Below are 246 nucleotides of genomic sequence, written 5' to 3' on the forward strand. Positions count from 1 at the left end.
GGGCTTTGATGAAGAAACTGGCAGCGTGGTGGAGCTGAGCGAATGAACACGATCAAGCCTGAGAATTTGGGTATCCGTCTCTACTCCGGTGACTTTTTCATGGGCAATCGCAAGGCAGATCTAGGACGCCCTCAATGACTGGCAGTTCCCGCCGTTTGAACCTACCACGCACGAAGGGTATTTATACGGGCGCGGAGCCGCTGATATGAAAGGCAGCCTGGCGGCGATGATAACCGCGACTGAGCG

General features: G+C 55.3%; 1 pseudogene. It reads left to right on the forward strand.

Annotated features, from left to right (window positions below):
* Positions 1–145: 145 nt before the first annotated feature.
* Positions 146–246, forward strand: a pseudogene (locus SB847_RS21945) (M20/M25/M40 family metallo-hydrolase); the annotation flags it as partial.

The organism is Bacillus sp. SIMBA_026 (assembly GCF_046535335.1).
Lineage (GTDB): Bacteria > Bacillota > Bacilli > Bacillales > Bacillaceae > Bacillus > Bacillus velezensis.